The organism is Sandaracinus amylolyticus, from assembly GCF_021631985.1.
GTDB lineage: Bacteria > Myxococcota_A > Polyangia > Polyangiales > Sandaracinaceae > Sandaracinus > Sandaracinus amylolyticus_A.
Window position 1 is genome coordinate 1,559,882 of sequence record NZ_CP070225.1, and the last position, 17,146, is coordinate 1,577,027.

Annotated in this window: 15 protein-coding genes; 9 read left to right on the plus strand and 6 right to left on the minus strand. The window is 71.6% G+C overall.

Going from position 1 to position 17,146, the window contains the following annotated elements; all coding sequences use genetic code 11:
• The first annotated feature begins 75 nt into the window (after window positions 1–75).
• On the plus strand, window positions 76–717 hold the full coding sequence (gene mtnB / locus I5071_RS06430; RefSeq protein WP_236604506.1) for a methylthioribulose 1-phosphate dehydratase: 642 nt from the start codon (window positions 76–78) through the stop codon (window positions 715–717).
• Window positions 714–1,148, plus strand: a complete 435-nt coding sequence (locus tag I5071_RS06435; RefSeq protein ID WP_236604507.1) for a 1,2-dihydroxy-3-keto-5-methylthiopentene dioxygenase — start codon at window positions 714–716, stop codon at window positions 1,146–1,148. Before mtnB ends, I5071_RS06435 begins: the two co-directional genes overlap by 4 nt.
• Here I5071_RS06435 and I5071_RS06440 read toward each other — a convergent pair whose 3' ends face one another.
• The gene (locus I5071_RS06440; protein WP_236604508.1) at window positions 1,149–2,075 is read right to left on the minus strand and encodes a Uma2 family endonuclease; all 927 of its coding nucleotides are present in this window, start codon (window positions 2,073–2,075) and stop codon (window positions 1,149–1,151) included.
• 19 nt (window positions 2,076–2,094) lie between these two features.
• Here I5071_RS06440 and I5071_RS06445 point away from each other — a divergent pair, with 19 nt between their 5' ends.
• Complete coding sequence (locus I5071_RS06445) at window positions 2,095–2,841, plus strand: hypothetical protein (protein ID WP_236604509.1); 747 nt, start codon at window positions 2,095–2,097, stop codon at window positions 2,839–2,841.
• Window positions 2,842–3,083: 242 nt separating this feature from the next.
• On the opposite strand, the gene I5071_RS06450 is transcribed toward I5071_RS06445, so the two are convergent.
• The gene (locus I5071_RS06450; protein ID WP_236604510.1) at window positions 3,084–3,644 is read right to left on the minus strand and encodes a hypothetical protein; all 561 of its coding nucleotides are present in this window, start codon (window positions 3,642–3,644) and stop codon (window positions 3,084–3,086) included.
• Between the two features lie 273 nt (window positions 3,645–3,917).
• Here I5071_RS06450 and I5071_RS06455 point away from each other — a divergent pair, with 273 nt between their 5' ends.
• Both I5071_RS06455 and I5071_RS06460 read left to right on the plus strand, forming a co-directional pair.
• On the plus strand, window positions 3,918–5,621 hold the full coding sequence (locus tag I5071_RS06455) for a DUF1592 domain-containing protein (RefSeq protein ID WP_236604511.1): 1,704 nt from the start codon (window positions 3,918–3,920) through the stop codon (window positions 5,619–5,621).
• 5 nt (window positions 5,622–5,626) lie between these two features.
• On the plus strand, window positions 5,627–7,015 hold the full coding sequence (locus I5071_RS06460) for a DUF1552 domain-containing protein (protein ID WP_236604512.1): 1,389 nt from the start codon (window positions 5,627–5,629) through the stop codon (window positions 7,013–7,015).
• On the opposite strand, the gene I5071_RS06465 is transcribed toward I5071_RS06460, so the two are convergent.
• Window positions 7,016–7,912 (minus strand): NYN domain-containing protein, encoded by an 897-nt coding sequence (locus I5071_RS06465; RefSeq protein WP_236604513.1) that lies wholly within the window; start codon window positions 7,910–7,912, stop codon window positions 7,016–7,018. It lies immediately after the preceding gene.
• A 178-nt stretch (window positions 7,913–8,090) separates the two neighbouring features.
• Between I5071_RS06465 and I5071_RS06470 the strand changes: the two genes are divergently transcribed.
• The 3 genes from I5071_RS06470 to I5071_RS06480 are packed head-to-tail and all read left to right on the plus strand — an operon-like array spanning window position 8,091 to window position 12,065.
• Window positions 8,091–9,533 carry a hypothetical protein gene (locus tag I5071_RS06470; RefSeq protein WP_236604514.1) on the plus strand — a complete coding sequence of 481 codons (1,443 nt, stop codon included), beginning with the start codon at window positions 8,091–8,093 and terminating at the stop codon, window positions 9,531–9,533.
• Window positions 9,534–9,576: 43 nt separating this feature from the next.
• A complete protein-coding gene (locus tag I5071_RS06475; protein WP_236604515.1) occupies window positions 9,577–10,938 on the plus strand; it encodes a DEAD/DEAH box helicase family protein in 1,362 nt (453 codons plus the stop codon).
• Window positions 10,935–12,065: a DUF790 family protein gene (locus I5071_RS06480; protein WP_236604516.1), complete on the plus strand. Its 1,131-nt coding sequence runs from the start codon at window positions 10,935–10,937 to the stop codon at window positions 12,063–12,065. Before I5071_RS06475 ends, I5071_RS06480 begins: the two co-directional genes overlap by 4 nt.
• A gap of 5 nt (window positions 12,066–12,070) precedes the next feature.
• Here I5071_RS06480 and I5071_RS06485 read toward each other — a convergent pair whose 3' ends face one another.
• Window positions 12,071–13,018: an alpha/beta hydrolase gene (locus I5071_RS06485; protein WP_236604517.1), complete on the minus strand. Its 948-nt coding sequence runs from the start codon at window positions 13,016–13,018 to the stop codon at window positions 12,071–12,073.
• A gap of 109 nt (window positions 13,019–13,127) precedes the next feature.
• On the opposite strand from I5071_RS06485, the gene I5071_RS06490 reads away from it, so the two are divergent.
• The gene (locus I5071_RS06490; protein WP_236604518.1) at window positions 13,128–14,003 is read left to right on the plus strand and encodes a hypothetical protein; all 876 of its coding nucleotides are present in this window, start codon (window positions 13,128–13,130) and stop codon (window positions 14,001–14,003) included.
• Here the strand turns inward: I5071_RS06490 and I5071_RS06495 are convergent.
• Window positions 14,000–15,580 (minus strand): J domain-containing protein, encoded by a 1,581-nt coding sequence (locus tag I5071_RS06495; protein ID WP_236604519.1) that lies wholly within the window; start codon window positions 15,578–15,580, stop codon window positions 14,000–14,002. The genes I5071_RS06490 and I5071_RS06495 overlap by 4 nt on opposite strands.
• 35 nt (window positions 15,581–15,615) lie before the next feature.
• Window positions 15,616–17,109 carry a cysteine--tRNA ligase gene (gene cysS / locus I5071_RS06500; protein WP_236604520.1) on the minus strand — a complete coding sequence of 498 codons (1,494 nt, stop codon included), beginning with the start codon at window positions 17,107–17,109 and terminating at the stop codon, window positions 15,616–15,618.
• Window positions 17,110–17,146: the final 37 nt, after the last annotated feature.

Genomic DNA, 17,146 nt, shown 5'->3' on the forward strand with positions numbered 1-17,146 from the left:
GCATAGCAGCAGCCGTCGCACGCTCGTCACCCGCCCGGTTGAACGGCATCACCGGGATGCGACAAGGTCACGACGATGCGAACGAGCGACGAGATCCTGCGCGACGGCACCGACGTGCGCGCGGTGCTCTGCGAGCTGTGCCGGCGCTTCCACGCGCTCGGATGGGCATCGGGCACGGGCGGCGGCATCAGCATCCGCGAGGGCGCGCGGGTGTGGGTCGCGCCGAGCGGCGTGCACAAGGAGCTGATCGCGGAGGACGATCTCTTCGCGATCGACCTCGAGGGCACGCTCGTCGCCCCACCGCGCGATCCCGCGCTGCGCCCGAGCGCGTGCACGCCGCTCTTCCTGCACGCGTACCGACTGCGCGATGCCGGCGCGGTGATCCACTCGCACAGCAAGAGCGCGATGCTCGCGACGCTGCTCGCGGGCGACACGCTGCGCGTCTCGCGCCTCGAGATGATCAAAGGGCTCGCGGGGCACGGCTACCGCGACGAGGTCGTGGTGCCGATCCTCGAGAACACCGATCACGAGGAGCAGCTCGCGGACGGGCTCGAGGCCGCGATCCGCGCGTTCCCGCGCACCCACGCCGTGCTGGTGCGCGCGCACGGCGTCTACGTGTGGGGCCGCGACTGGCGCCAGGCGAAGGCGCACGCCGAGGTCTACGACTACCTGTTCGACGTCTACGTGCGCATGCGCCAGCTCGGGGTGACGCGATGAAGGCGTTCTGGCTCGACGATCACACCGCGATCGACGGCGACACGCTGCGCGCCGAGGGCGTGCACCACGATCACCACGAGGTCGGCGCGCACGACGGGCCGCTCGCCGCGCTGATGCGCGCGCAGGGCTACGTCGAGCGCGACGAGGTCGAGCTGCGTCCGACGACGCCCGAGCTCGACGTGCTGCTCGCGAAGTTCGATCGCGAGCACACGCACGACGAGGACGAAGTGCGCTTCGTGCTCGAGGGCGAAGCGGTGTTCGACATCCGCTCGCGCGACGATCGCTGGATGCGCGTCGTCGTGCGCGAGGGCGACCTCATCGTGGTCCCGAAGGATCGCAATCATCGCTTCGAGCTCACGGAGACGCGCACCGTGCGCGCCGTGCGGCTGTTCCGAGACCGCAAGGGCTGGGTCCCGCGCTATCGCGCGTGATCAATCCTCGTCGAGGACTTCGTTCGGGTCGCGCGGCAGGAACAGGCGGCCCACCGGCAGCTCGATCGCCTCGAAGGGCGCGACCCGTACGACGTCGTTCTCGTCATAGGTGCCGACCTCGAGCCAGCGGCCGTGGTCGCGATCGAGCGCGAGCGCCTCGAGCGTGCGCGCTTCGGGATCGACGATCCAATAGTAGGAGACCTCGTGACGCGCGTAGAGGCGGCGCTTGGTCACGCGGTCCCGCACGCGGGTCGACGGTGAGAGGATCTCGCAAACCCAATCGGGCGCGATCGAGAGAGGACGCTGATCGGGTCGCGCCAAGCGCGAGCGGCGCCAGCCCGAGACGTCCGGACGCACCACGTCGTGCGGGCCGAGTGCGATGTCGACCTCGACGAAGATCCACCAGCCACCCGGTCCGCCGTGCCCGTCGTCGTCGTGGAAGGGCCCGCCCACGAAGCGCCCGAGCGCGCGCTGTACGTTCGAATGGCGCGGGCGAGGCGCCGGGAGAAGCTCCAGCGCGCCGCCGATCACCTCCGCGCGCACGTCGTCGGGCAGCCGGAGCAGATCCTCGTACGTCGCGAGCTTCTGCGCAGCGTTCGCCATGAACCGAAGCGTACCATCGGCTTCCGGGCGCGCTCGGAAGCGAATTCCGCGCGAAAGAAGGGTGCCGAGAATCCTCGGACGCGAGATCCGGCCGCCCGAAGGGGCTCGGGGATCCTCGGACGCGAGCGCCGGCTGCCGGAAGGGCTCCGAGGGTCCTCGGATGCGAGCGCCGGCTGCCGGCGAGGCTGCGGCGATGCTCGGATGCGAGCGTCGGTCGCCGAAGAGGCTCCGATGGTCCTCGGACCGGCTCTCGGCCGTCCAGGAGGTCGTCCGAGGAATTCCGCGCAGCGTCCCGGGCTTGCCCGAGCCGTCCGCGGCTACCATCCGGCGCAGGAGGTGCCGAATGGCAGACGAGACCAAGCTGGTGGCGAACCGACAAGCGGCGGCGCGCGCCGTCGTGAGCGCGCTGGCGGTGCACGCGCGGGGCAAGGCCGACATGATCGAGGAGGCGCTCTTCCCAGGCGGCGTGCCCCGCGCGCTGACGATCGGCGGTTTGATCGACGCCCTGGGCGACGCGCTCGAGCGCCGCGCGCAGGCGATCGGTGACGCCGAGCGCGCGCTGGTTGCGGAGCACGCCGACGACGAGCCGGCGCGCACCGAGCGGGACGAGGCCGCGGCGGCGCTGCGCGACGCGATCACCGGCATCGCGCACTCGGTCAGCGGCGCGTACGGCGACGCGATGCTCGGACGCTATCGCCTCGCGGGCGCGCCGCCCGACGGAGGTGATCTGCTGATCAACCGCGCGGGCATCATCCTCGGCAGGCTCGAGGCGGGCGCGCCTCGCGAGCCGGCGAGGAGGGGGCGGCGCGTCGACTTCGGCGATCTCGCCGAGGAGCTGCGCGAGGCGCTCGAGCGCCTCCAGCGCGCGCTCGGCGACGTGAAGCGCGAGGAGCGCGAGCTGCAGGGCGCGCAGTCGGCGCGCGACGCGCAGCTCCCGGAGTTCGAGCGGGTGTACGGTGGCGTCGCGAGCATCGCGTCGGGCCTGCTCGAGCTCGCGGGCGAAGCGGACCTCGCGGAGCGCGTGAAGCCGACGGTGCGCCGGCGCGCGGGGCTGGAGCCCGCCGCGCCCGAGGGTCCGAAGGAGGAGTGACGCGCGAGAGCGCGAGCTGACTACGCGACGGCGGTACGTGCCGGCGATCGCGTGCTCCTGGCGGGCCACGTCGATGGGCAATTCACGGCGGCCGGTACGACGATCGAAGCGACGTCTCGGACTGCGTTCGTGCTCTCCGCGCGTGTCGATTGATCGCGTCGTTGTGCGAGCGAACTCGAGACGGATGAAGGGCGACTCGGCTCCGACCGAGTCGCCCTTCGTCGCTCACCATTTCGCGCGAATCAGGTGGGCCCAGGCGCGCCTGCGTTGATCCAGTCCTCGATCAGCTGCCGCTGCGCCGCGTTCGCCGGCATCATGTTCCCGCACGTCGTGCCGTGCGTCTTCAGGTAGAGCACCGACATCGACGTGTTCCCGGGCACGACCCGGCGGGTGTTCGCCGAGCAGTTCGCGCTCGCGCGGGCCTCTTCAGTGAGCTCCGCGTACACGGCGGCGTCGGTTCCCACGAGGCTGAAACCGCCCATCGCGGCGGCGCCATGGCACCCTCCGCCCCCGCAGGTGGGCATCAGCGACGCGCGCAGCTCCGCGAACGTCGGCTCGTCATCCCCACCACCACCATCCACACCGGCGTCCGTCCCGCCGCCTCCGCCCGAGTCCGCGCGGCCTGCGTCCACCGGCGGCGTGCCCGAGTCCTCGTCCGTGCCGGAGTCGGTCATCGCCTGCATGCCGGAATCACTGCCGCCTGTACCAGCGTCGTCCATCGAGTCGTCGCCGTCGTCGCCTCCGCATCCCAGCATCGCCAAAGCACACACGCACGCACCCAGCACCAAGCGCCAGTCCCTCATTCGATCCCTCCGGTCCCCGTCCCCCAGGGCGGGGCGCCGCGAGCATAGATGGTGCCGAGGTCGCACCCGACGTTTCCGCACCGGCGTTTCCGCCGTGCGCGTACTGCGGGGGCCGGCGACCACGGCCCGCTCGGAACATCGGGGGCTCCAGCCCCGCGGCGCACGGAGCGCTCCACGCTCCGCGATCGCGCCCGAAGCGCGCTGGAGACAGGCGATCCCATTGGCTCCATGTCCGCGTGACCCGCGGCCCATCACTTGCGAAGCGACGCGCGCATGAACGCGCTCGCGCGACGCACGCTCTCACCAACGCCGCTGCTCGCCGCGCTCGCCCTACCTGTGGTCCTCTCGGGCTGCCAGGGCGAGCTCTTCGACGGTCCGGCGGGCCCTGGTGGACGCGACAACCCGATCTGTCGACAGGCGGAGGGCTGCGCTCCCGCGGAAGAGCTGCCCTCTCCCGCATCGCGCTTCCCGCGCCTCAGCCACCATCAGTACGAGAACACCGTCCGCGACCTCCTGCGCATCGACGCGACGGACGGCATCACCGACGCGTATCTCGGTGACGCGACCTCGACGACCTTCGACAACAACGGCAACGAGCTGTACGTCGGAGAGGCGCTCTGGGGCGATTACCAACGCGGCGCAGAATCGCTCGCCGAGCGAGTGACGACCGACGCGACCGCGCTCGCGCGCATCGTGCCGGAAGGCGCCGGCACCGACGCGCGGCGCTTCGTCGAGGGCTTCGGTCTCCGCGCGCATCGCCGGCCGCTCACCGCCGACGAGGTCGACGGCTACGTCGCGCTCTTCGCGCGCGGCGCGACGGCTTACCCGGAGATGGACACCTTCGCGGGCGGCGTGCGCGTCGTGCTCGAGGCGATGCTCCAGTCGCCGTACTTCCTCTATCGCGTCGAGCTCTCGACCGAGCGCGACGGCGACGTCATCCCGCTGAGCTCGTACGAGATCGCGTCGCGCCTCTCCTATGCGCTCTGGGACACGATGCCCGACGACGCGCTCTTCGAGGCGGCGCGCGGCGACTCGCTGCGCGGTGAAGAAGGCATCCGCGAGCAGGCTGCGCGTCTGCTCGCCGACGACAACGCGGCCGACACCGTCGCGGCGTTCCACTACCAGCTCCTCGACATGACGAAGTACGAGGACGTCTCGCGCTCGACGATGCTCTTCCCCGAGTTCACCGAGTCGATGCGCGCCTCGATGGTGAACGAGACGCAGTCGTTCGTGCGCCACGTGATCTTCGAGGAGAACGGCGGCTTCTCGCGCCTGATGACGGCGCCGTACACGTTCGTCGACGCGGAGCTCGCGACGGTCTACGGCCTCGACGGCACCTACGACGACGCGATGGAGCGCGTCGATCTCGACCCCGCGCAGCGCGGCGGTCTGCTCACGCAGATCGGGTTCCTCGCGGCGCACTCGTCGTCGACCGATCCCGACGCGATCCACCGCGGCGTGTTCGTGAACCACCGCATCCTCTGCGCGCCGCTGCCGCCGCCGCCGATGATGGTGCCCCCGCTCCCCGCCGACGAGACGGGCGCGCTCACGATGCGCGAGCGCATCGACGCGCACACCGGCCCGGGCACCTGCGGCGCGGGCTGCCACGGCACGATGATCAACCCGATCGGCTTCGCGTTCGAGCACTACGACGCGCTCGGCCGCTGGCGCGACCAGGACCACGGTCAGCCGGTCGACGCGAGCGCGGAGTACACGTTCGACGGCACGATCGTCGACTACGAAGACGCGGTCGCGCTCTCGGGCGTGATCGCCGAGCAGCCGATGGCCCACCGCTGCTACGTGCGGCACTGGCTCGAGTACGCGTACGGTCGTCCGCCCTCGGCGCGCGACAATCCCGTGCTCTCGCGCGTGGGCAGCGCGTCGATCCAGGACGATCTCTCCGTGCAGGAGATCCTCGTCGAGCTCGTCGCGAGCCAGGGCTTCCGCACCCGTTCCACCACCGAGCTCGAGGACTGAGCACGATGCGCATCAATCGCAGAAAGTTCCTGGTCGGCGCGGCCGGCGCGACGGTCGCGCTCCCCGCGCTGGAGTCGTGGTTCGGCAATCGTGCGATGGCGGGCGGCGAGGATCGCGCGCGCTTCGCGGTGTTCGTGCGCGCCGGCAACGGCGTCGCGCAGCAGTGGAACGACGAGCCCGAGCAGTTCTGGCCGCGCGCGACCGGCGCGATCACCGCGGCGACGCTGCGTGATCAGAACGCCGATCGCGCGACGACCGAGCTCGCCGACTACGCGCCGCGCCTGAACCTGCTGAAGGGCATCCACCGCCCGTTCAGCACGCCGACCTGCGGTCACTCCGACTCGATCGTGCAGTGCCTCACGGCGGCGCAGATCAACGCGGGCGCGGGCAACGCGGCGCAGGCGCGCGGTGAGTCGGCGGACTGGCGCATCGCGCGGGCGATGAACCCGAGCGGGCGCGAGCCGCTGACGCTGATGGCGGGCCCGGGCTCGGCGTACATCGCCGAGGGCCTGTCGTGGAGCGCGGCGGGCGTGCGCACGTCGGCCGAGCGATCGCCGCTCAACGCGTACATGCGCATGATGGGCCTCTCGTCGGCGCCGCCGGAGATCCAGGTGCGCATCGCCGAGCGCCGCATGAGCGTGAACGACCTCGTGCGCGATCAGATGCAGTCGGTGCTCGGGCGCACCGACATCAGCGCGCGCGATCGCCGCCGGCTCCAGCAGCACTTCGACGCGATCCGCGACACCGAGATCCGCATGAGCTGCGATCTCGACGAGAGCCTCGTCGACGCGATCAGCGCGATCGACAACCCGCAGGCGAACGACGTGCGACCCGACGTCGTGCGCCGCCACATGGACCTCGTCGCGTTCGCGTTCAGCTGCGACATCAACCGCGCCGCGACGATCCAGGTCGGCGAAGGCAACGATCAGACGCAGTACGAGATCGGCGGATCGCGCCTGCCGCGCTTCCACTGGATCTCGCACCGCATCTACTCGGACGGCTCGGACGGCGAGACGATCCCGAACGCGGTCACGCTGCACCACCAGGTCGACCGGCTGCACCTGCAGATGTTCAAGTACCTGCTCGACCGTCTCGACGCGTATCCGTCGGCGTACGGCGGCACGCTGCTCGACGACTCGGTCGCGGTGTGGCTGAACGACCTCGGCAACGGCCCGCCGCACAGCGGAGACAAGGTGCCGTGGCTCCTCGCGGGCAGCGCGGGCGGGTTCCTCCGCACCGGTCAGTACCTCGACCTCGGTCGCGTGACGATCAACCGCGTGCTCAACACGATCATCAGCGCGGTCGGCGTCCGGAAGGACGACGGCTCGCTGGTCGACGACTTCGGTGACTCGAGCCTGACCGGCGGCCTGATCGATCAGATCGTGGCGACGTGATCAGGCGTTGGGGCCGAACGCGGTGATGAGATAGCCGCCGGACTTCTCGTCGAAGTGTGCGTCGAGGAGCCCGCGGCGCACCGCGTCCTCGAGCAGATCGTTGAAGGTGCGATAGCCGTGGAAGCGCTCGGAGAAATTCGGGCGCTTCCGCTTCATCGTCTGCTTCACCATCGAGCCCCAGAGCGCGCCCTCGCGATCCGTGAAGAGCGCCTCGACGATCTCGAGGACCATCTCCATCGCCTCGAGCTGTCGCTGCTCCGGCGTCTTCTCGCCGTGATCGGACGAGGTCGTGCTCGACGTGCTGGTCGCGGCCGTCGCGGGCGCGGCCTGGGCCGGCGGCGCAGAGACCCGCGGCGCCTGGCTGGGCGCGGGCTTCGCGGGGCGTGCGGACTTCTGCTTCGCCTTCGCGTCGCGACGCGCGCGCACGAGGTCGTCGTAGTAGATGAACTCGTCGCAGTTCTCGATCAGCAGATCGCTCGACGAGTTCTTCACGCCGAGCCCGATCACGCGCTTGTTGTTCTCGCGCAGCTTGCTGACGAGCGGCGAGAAGTCGCTGTCGCCGGAGACGATCACGAACACGTCGACGTGCTGCTTGACGTAACAGAGGTCGAGCGCGTCCACGACGAGGCGGATGTCGGCCGAGTTCTTCCCCGAGTACGAGACGTGCGGGATCTCGATCATCTCGAAGGACGCCTCGTGCATGGCGCGCTTCGCGGACTTGTATCGCTCCCAGTCGGCGTAGGCTTTCTTGACGACGATCTTGCCCTTGTCGAGAAGGCGCTCGAGCACGAGGTCGATGTCGAACTCGTCGTACTTCGCGTCGCGCACGCCGATCGCGACGTTCTCGAAATCGCAGAAGATCGCCATGTTCGGCGCGTCGTCGAAGCGGTCGGTCACGGAACGACCGTAGCGCGAAACGGCGGTCCAGCGCGCATTCGCTGCAGCGCCTGGAACTTCCGCGGTCCGCCGTTGTCCGAGCCCGTTCGCCGCGGAGGACGCGTTGGCGCGAGGGCAGCCATTCGACGGGGACATCGATCGCGAGATCGAGTCGTGGCGCTCGGACGAGCGCGGGCGGATGCGACGCGGGGTGTCGATCGCGTCGATGCTGCTCGCGATGGCGTGCCTCGTCGGGGCGCGCTTCGAGTGGATCGACGCGTGGTACCGAGGCGAGATCGATCTGCGCGGGCGGCCGCGCTTCGAGCCGTGGTTCCCGATCGACCGCGACGCGCTCGCCCGCGTCGATCTCGAGCGCGTGCACGCGATCGCGATCCCCGAGTGGATCGAGCGCACCAGCGAGGCGAGGACGCGTGACGATCGACGGCGCGCCGAGCTCGCCTGGCTCGAGCTGCGCGACGCGGTCGCGCCCGATCGCAACCTCGCGCGCATCTGGGGCGAGCTCCACGAGCGCATGACGCTCTCGCCGATCGCGAGCGCGCGCCGGATCGATTGGTTGCTCTGGGCACACGATCGCTACGTCGACCGGATCGGGGCGCCGTATCGCATCGAGGCGTCGATGCACGTGCGTGGTCGTCGCGCCCACGTGGTCGCGCTCGGGTATCGCGTGCTCGCGGAGACGCGGAGCGCGGAGGGCGCGCGGGTGCGGGTCATGCGGCGCATCGATCGCAGCCGCGTCGTGGAGGGCTGGCTCGGGCACACGCCGCGCGAAGACGACGGTGCGCTCGTGGTCGCGGATCGTGTGCTGCACTTCGCGGTGCGCCACGTGTGGCCGGCGCTCAATCCCGCGCTCGATGGGCGCCGACCCGCGGCCGAGCGCGGCCTGCTGCCCTGGGTGCGAGAGGAAGCGGAGGACGCGATCCCGTCCGAGCACCTCGCGCTGCTGCGCGAGACCGCCGAGGACGAGCAGGTGCTGATCGAGGTCGCGCACGCGATCCGATCGCGGCACGCGTGCGGCAGCCGGTTCCAGGTGTTCGATCTTCCGTACAAGGGGCTCTCGATCTCGAGCCACCAGGCGCTCCGGCGCGCGCTCTTCGCGAGCCGCTTCTCGCGCTGTCCCGACATCACGGTCTCGGAAGCGGCGCTCCTCGTCGGTGCATCGGAGCGACTGCGGAGCACCGAGGGCCTCGATCCCGCGCTCGAGTCGATGCTCGGCTGGGTCGCGCGCAGCGTCGCGGTGCACGAAGCGCGTCACGTGCTCGACGGGCCGAGCGACGACGTCGCGTGCGCCGCGTGTGATCCGCTCGCGACGCGCACCGTGCGCGCCGAGCTCTCGGCGTACCTCACGGCGATGGCGACACCGGGCGTCGGCTATCTCGCGACGCTCCATGCGTGCGCGACGCCGGAGCACACGCGCGGTGATCACGCGCGTGCGATCGATCTCGCAGTGCACGCGGCGGCGCCTGGCGGGTGTGGAGAAGACCCGGGGCTCGGGCTCTACGCACGCGCACACGCCGCGGAGGAACGTCTCTTCGGCGAGCGTGCGCCGATCACGCTGCCGGAGGGATTCCCCGGTGCGCTCGCGTTCTTCCCGCGCTCGCGCGCGGCCGTCGCGGAGCAGTGAACGAAGCGCGCAACCGCGCGCAGCACACGTCGATGGTGGCGCCGTGCGCATCGACTACGACCGCGGCACCTTGCTCCTCACCGCCGAGCCGGACCAGGCCGCGGCGCTCCCCCACGTGCGATGGGACCCGCGGGTCGGTCGTCATCGTGCGCCCGCTTCGGCGTACGCCGAGATCGTCGCCGCGCTGCGCGACGTGCGCTTCGAGGATCGCGCCCGCGCGCCCGCGCCAGCTCCACCGCCCGATCTCGTCTTGCCCGAGCTGCGGCCTTATCAGCAAGCCGCGCTCGATGCGTGGGAGGCCGCGGGTCGGCGCGGCATCGTCGTGCTCCCGACCGGCGCGGGCAAGACGCGCCTGGGTGCTGCGGCGATCGCGCGCGTGTCGGCGCGCACGTTGGTGCTCGCGCCCACACGGGTGCTCGTGGAGCAGTGGCTGCGGACGCTCGCCGAGCTCGGCCTCGGGCCGCTGGGACAGTGGGGCGACGGCAAGCACGAGCTCGCGCCGATCACGGTCGCGACCTACGAGGGCGCGCTCCGCGCCGCGCCTCGCCTCGGCGCGTGCTTCGAGCTCCTGGTGATCGACGAGGTGCACCACTTCGGTCACGGCGCGCGCGACGAGCTGCTCGAGATGTCGATCGCGCCCGCGCGCATCGGGCTCACCGCGACGATGAGCGAGGACGAGCGCGCGCGCGTGCGCCTCGAGGAGCGCGTCGGCCCGGTGGTCGCGCGCTCGACCACGGCCGAGCTCACCGGGCGATGGCTCGCCGAGCTCCAGCACGTCGTGCTGCACCTGCGGCTCACCCGCGACGAGCAGCATGCGTACGACGCGGAGAAACAGACGTTCCACGCCGTCGTCGACCCGATCCTGCAGGCGCGTCCGGGCGCGAGCTGGCCCGAGATCGTCGCGCTCGCCCGGCAGACCGATGCGGGTGTGCGCGCGCTCGCGGCGCTTCGCGCGGCACGCCGGATCACCACGCACGCGGAGGCGAAGCGGCACGCGCTCGCGACCCTGATCGAGCGGCATCGATCCGAACGAACGCTGGTGTTCACCGAGGACAACGCGTCGGCGTACGACGTCGCGCGACGGCACCTGATCATGCCGATCACGTGCGACATCGGCCGCCGCGAGCGCGAGCGTGCGATCGCCGCGCTGCGCGAGGGGCACCTGCGCGCGCTCGTGTCGGCGCGCGTGCTCAACGAGGGCGTCGACGTGCCCGCCGCAGAGGTCGCGATCATCGCGGGCGGTGCGCTCGGTGCGCGCGAGCACGTGCAGCGGGTCGGGCGCGTGTTGCGCCCTGCGCCGGGAAAGATCGCGATCGTCTACGAGCTCGTCGTCGTGGGCACGTCGGAGCGCCGTCGCGCGGCGCGGCGCATCGCCGCGCTCGGGCTCTCGGAGGAGCGGCCGTGAGCGATCTCGAGGCCTCTCCGCGCTGGCTCGGCCCGCGCGATCATCGTTGGCTCGCCGCGTTGCTCGCGGCCTACCAGCGCGCGGAAGGACGCCCGGTGCGCGAGCTCGACGAGATGCTCGCGACGCCTCTCGCGCCGCCACGACGCGTGAAGCTCGCGCGTGCCGTGCTCGACGATCTCTGGTCGGATCGTGTCGGCGGCGAGCACGATCCCGAGCACGTTCGTGCGGTCGTGTTCCGATGCGCGACGCTCGAGCCATCGCGTGAGGCAGCGCTCGAGGCCGCGTCGCGCGAGCTCGCGCTGCCGATCGCGGCGCTCGAAGGAGCGCTCTTCGCCGACCTGCCGAGCGAACGTCTGCTCACGGCACCGCGCACCGTGCCGAGCCCGGCCGATCTCGCGGTGCGCTGCAACCACGCGCTCGCGCGAGGCCTGCTCGCGCGCGCATCGAGCGTGCGCCTCGACGTCGAGGGCGATCCGCGCGACGTGGTCCGGGCGTGCAAGCGCCGCGGCCTCGTGTGCGTCGTGCATCCCGAGGAGCACGGTGCACGGCTCGAGATCTCGGGGCCGCTCGCGCTCTTCCGGGCGACGCGCGTGTACGGCCGCGCGCTCGCGTCGCTGCTCGCTGCGCTCGCGGCGGTGCGTCGCTTTCGTCTGCGCGCGCTCGTCGCCGATGAGTCGGGCCCGCGGAGCTGGATCGTGCGGGATCGTGATCCGGTGTTCGTCGACGGGATGCGCGCGCCCGCGCTCGACAGCGAGGTCGAGGACGCGTTCGCGAAGCGCTTCGCGCGCCTCACCGTCGAATGGGATCTGGTGCGCGATCCCGAGCCGATCCGCGCGGGCGACGTGCTCGTGCATCCCGACTTCGCGCTGGTGCATCGGCACGATCCGCGGCGGCGCTGGCTCGTGGAGATCGTGGGCTACTGGACCCCGGAGTACCTGCGCGCGAAGGTCGATCGGCTGCGCGACGCAGGCATCACCCAGCTCGTGCTGTGCGTGAGCGATCGGCTCGCGTGCGCGGCCGACGAGGTGCCCGAGGGCGCTGCGATCGTCCGCTTCGCGACGCGCGTGGATCCCCGCGTGGTGCTCGCGACGATGGGCGACCCGGTCGTGAAGAAGAGGAAGCGGTGACGCTCTCAGGCGCGCAGGAACGCGCCGATCGTCGCGATCGCGGCGCGCCCCTCGGGCAGCGCGCCGGCGAATGCCTGGAACACGTGGAAGAGGTCGTCGAAGATCTCGAGCGTCACCTCGACGCCGGCCTCTCTCGCGCGCGCGGCGAGACGCACCGAGTCGTCGAGCAGCACTTCCGCATCGCCCACCTGCAGCAGCAGCGGAGGCAGCCCGCGCAGGTCCGCGTGGATCGGCGAGGCGAGCGGATGCCGGGGATCGACGTCGCCGAGGTAGTGGCGACACCAGCCCTTGAGGAGCGATGCGGGCAACATCGGATCGACGCCCGCGCGCGACACCACCGACTCGCCGCATGCCTCGAGATCGGCCCACGCGGAGAGCGCCGCGGCGCGCGCGGGAAGGCGCTCTCCGGCATCACGCGCAGCGACGAGCGTCGCGATCGCGAGCCCGCCGCCCGCGGAGTCCCCGGCGAGCACGACGCGCGTCGCGGCCTGCTCTCCGTCGGGGCCGCGATCGAAGGCGTGCGCCAGGGCGAGCCGTGCATCGTCGAGCGCTGCCGGGAAGCGATGCTCGGGCGCGAGGCGGTAGTCGGGCACCAGCGCGACCATGTTCGCGGCGCGCGCGATGCGCGTGACCAGGCCGCGATGGGTGCGCGGCGAGCCGGCGACGTAGCCGCCGCCGTGCAGATAGACGAGGCGCTGCGTCGGGTCCGCGCCGCGGGGCACGATCCACTCGGCGGGCATGAACACCGCGTCCTCGTCGTGGTAGCGCGGATCGTCGGGCGCGAGCTCGCGCATGAGATCGACCTCGCGCACGTCGAGACCCGGGGTGACCGCGGCGGAGAACGTCTCGAGAGCGAGCCGGACCTGGAGCGGGTCGAGGCCGCGGGTCTCCAGATCCGGCGGTCGCAGGGCGCGGAGTTGGGCGATGAGCTGTTCGAGCGCAGGAGAAGGCATGGTGCAGCCGCAGGAGGAGGGTGAAGTGCAGCGCAGCGAAGGGGAAGGGCGGGGAGCGCCCTCGCCGCCGGCTTGCCCGTGGTCGGGGCGCGCCGCTACACTGGCGCTCGTGCGCTCACCTTTTCGTTCGACGCTGGCGCTGATCGTCGCGCTCGCGGGCGTCGGCTGCGGTGCCGACCCGGTCGGTGTGACTCCGGCGTCGGCGACCGAAGGCTCCGTGGGCGTGCTGCACGTCGAGCGCTTCGCGGGCGAGGGCGAGCTCGAGGCGGGACCGACCGTGCTCAGCGCGGCGTTCGCGCGGTACCGCGGGCTCGACGGCCCATCGGTGCTGGGGCTGCTCGGAAGCGGCGCCGCGGCGTCGCCCGAGAGCTGTGCGTTCGTCGGCGCGGACGACGCGCTCGGCGCCGATCCGTTGGGGGTCGGGAGCGCGGAGGTCGAGCTGCTCGACGTCGGCACGATCCAGGTGCGCGTGGCGGGCACCGAGGCGCGCCTCTCGCCGCGCGCGTTCCCCGACCTCGCGAGCGTGCTCGCGGGCGTGTTCTACGCGGGCGACGCCGAGCTCGCGGTGCCGCGCGCCGACCTCGACGAGTACGCGTTCCGCGCCGCGGGCAGCGACGAGATCGCGGCGTTCGACGCGGTCGTGCCGGCGCCGGCGGAGCCCGCCGAGCTGCGCATCGACGGCTCGCTGGCGAGCATGGTCGGCTCGCTCTCGCGCGACGCGGGCGTCGACGTGGTGTGGGCCGCGGGTGATCCCCGCGACACGATCGAGATCGAGGTGCGCGCGCACGGCGACGTGCTGGCGTGCGCGGCGAACGACGACGGCTCGTTCCGCGTGGACGCGGAGTCGCTCGCGATCCTCGCGCCCGACGCCGGCGCGATGCTGCGTGTGCGCCGCGTGCGGGTGACGCCGGTGGACGTGCCCGGGCTCGACGACGCGTACGCGCGCGTGACCGTCACGCGCACCGTCGACGTCGACCTCCGCTAGTCCTTCTTTCCGAAGATCTTCGAGAAGAGGCCCGCGCCGCTCTGCGTCGCGGGCTTCTGCGTCTTGGCCGCCTCGGGGCGCATGGACGGGCCGCTCTTCTGCGCGTCGGGGATCTTGCCGCCGCCGCGCATCTGGGCGAGGCGCACCTCGCGCACCGCGTCGAGGTTCTTCGGGTTCAGCGCCGCGGCCTGGGCGAACGCGGCGACCGCCTCGTTCTCGCGGCCGAGGCGACGGAGGATCATCGCGCGGTAGAAGTGCCCACGATCGCTCTGGGAGTTCAGCGCGAGCGCGGTGTCGACCGACGCGAGCATCTCGGGCGCGCGCTCGACCCCGGGCTCGGCCTGGAACATCGCCCAGCCGAGCGTGGCGTGCGCATCCGCGTCCTCGGGGCTCATCACGATCGCGCCGCGGAGCAGCTCGATCGCGCCCACGAAGTCGCGACGGCGGATCAACACCTCCGCCTTCTGGTGGTCCATCGCGGCCTGGAGGACGGCCGCGAGCTTGCGCTCCGACTCCGGCGTGCCTCCGCCCTCCGAGAGCACGCGCGTGTAGTTGCCGCGCTTCTTGTCGTCGCAGAGCGTGTCCTGCGCCGACGTGAGCTGGTGGAAGATGCGCTCGACGAACGGCTTCAGCGTCGCGAGCTCGCCCGGCACCCGATCGGGGTGCCACTTCTTGACGAGACCGAAGTACGCCTTGCGCACCGCCTCCGCGCCGGCGTCCTTCGTGATGCCGAGCATCTCGAAGTAGCTCTGACGATCGATCTCGCCGAGCACGCGCGTGACGTCGCGCCAGAGCGCGAGGTGCTCGGGCGCGAGGCCCGCGGGAGGCTCGGGCGGGAGCTCGAGCTCGAGCATCTTCCGCGCGCGCGCCGCCGACGAGCTCGCGCTCGCGGGGGGCACCGGGGTGCGCGGTCGCTCACTCGCGGGCGCGTTGGGCATCGAGGGGCGCAGCGAGCTCGGTGACGACGTCGTGCTCGTCGTGGCGCCGCCGTACGGCTCGAGGCTCTTGGTGACCGCGAACAGATAGAGCAGGCGCTTGCCGAGCGTCTCGCCGAGCTCGCACTGCGCCGCGAGCTCACGCACCGGCGCCGGTGCGGCGCGGATCACCTCGACGAACGCGCTCTCCTTCGGCAGCAGCTCGAAGCGCCTGAGATCGACGCCGGGCTTCAAACGCACCGGGATGTCGCCGAAGCCTGCGAGCACCGACTCGACCACGTCGTCGCGCGACGGCCCGCGCAGCGACGCCGCGAGCAGCACCATCGGATCGACGCGCCCGGTGCGCACCGCGTCGCCGCTGCCCACGAGATCGACGTCCGCGTAGAACGCGTAGGGTCCCGACGCGCGCGAGAAGAGCGGCAGGAGCCCGCGATCGAGCGCGCCCGCGCGCTGCGTGAGGCGCGCCGCGACCAGCGCGCCCTTCTCGAAGCGGATGCGCTCCTGGCCCGGCGGCGACTCCGCGCTCTCGGGCCACACCACGAGCGTGCCCGTCAGCTCGCGCTGATGGCAGTAGAGCACCGCGTGCGCGAAGGGCGTCTTCGCGAGATCGCCCTGGGCCATCGGTGCCGGCAGCTCGCTCATCGAGCTCCGAGTCTACTCGCTCCGCGCGGGTGCGATCAGGGGATGCGCCAGGTCGTCCCCGTCGGGCCGTCCATGAGCTCGACCCCCATCGTCACGAGCTCGTCGCGGAGGGCATCGGCGCGCGCGAAGTCCTTCGCGTCACGCGCCGCGCGGCGGTCGCGGATCTTCTCCTCGACCTGCGCCTCGGTGATCCCGCGCGCGTTCGCGCGGCGCTGGCGGATGCGCAGCAGGACAGCGTTCGCGTCCTGACCGCCGATGCCGAGCTCGGTGTCGAGCGCGGCGAGCGCACGCTCCGCGGCCTCGATTGCGCCACGCGCAACCGTGCCCTTCTTGCGTTTGCTCTGCTCGACGAGCTCGTTGACCTGCTTGAGCATCTCGCTCGCGGTCGCGATCGCGATCGCGCTGTTCAGATCGTCGTCGAGCGCGCCCGCGAGCTCCTGCGGGAAGCGCGCGATCGCCTCGGGGATCTCGCCGGTCGCGACGATGCGCGCGGGGTCGATCGACGCGAGCCGCTGCCGCGTCGTGTACACGTACTCGACGCGCTTCTCCGCGTCCTCGAAGAGCGGGAAGCCGGTGACGTTCCCCGCGTCGTCGAGCGTCCAGTCGAGGTTCAGCGGGCTGCGGTAGTGCACCGTCAGCATCGCGAAGCGGATCGCCTCGGGCTCGTGCCGCTCGAAGAGCGTGCGCGCCGTGAAGAAGTTGCCGAGGCTCTTGCTCATCTTGGTCTTCTCGACCTCGACGAAGCCGTTGTGCATCCAGTGCTTCGCGAACGGCTTGTGGGTCGCGGCCTCGCTCTGCGCGATCTCGTTCTCGTGGTGCGGGAACACGAGATCGAGCCCGCCGCCGTGGAGATCGAGCGTCTCGCCGAGGTGCTTCATCGACATCGCGGAACACTCGATGTGCCAGCCCGGACGGCCGTGGCCCCACGGGCTCGACCAGCCCCACTCGTCGTCGGGCGCGCCCTTCCACAGCGCGAAGTCCGCCGGGTCTTCCTTCTTGCGCGTCTCGCTCTCGTCGACGCGGCCGCTCGCGCCCGACGCGAGCGCTTCGAGCGAGCGGTGCGAGAGCTTGCCGTACTCGGGGAACGCATGGACGCGGAAGTAGACGTCGCCGTCCTTCGCGTACGCGGCGCCCTTCTCGATGAGCTTCTCGATCAGCGCGACGATCTCGGTGAGGTGCTCGCTGACCCGCGGCTCGATGTCGGGGCGCACGTTGCGCAGCGCGTCCATGTCCTCGAGGAACGCATCGGTCATGCGCGCGCTGAGCGTCGCGGGCGTCTCGCCGTTCTGGCGGCTGCGCGCGAGGATCTTGTCGTCGATGTCGGTGACGTTGCGGACGTAGGTGAGGGTCTGTCCGCGCGCGCGCAGGTGACGCACGAGCACGTCGTAGACGACGTAGCAGCGAGCGTGGCCCAGGTGCGAGAGATCGTAGACGGTCGGGCCGCACACGTAGATCCGCGCGTTCGACGGATCCTGGGGAGCGAAGGGCTCCTTCTTCGACGTGAGCGTGTTGTAGAGGACGAGGGCCATGCGCCGGGGGTGTACCCGTACGGCCGGATCGTCGCAA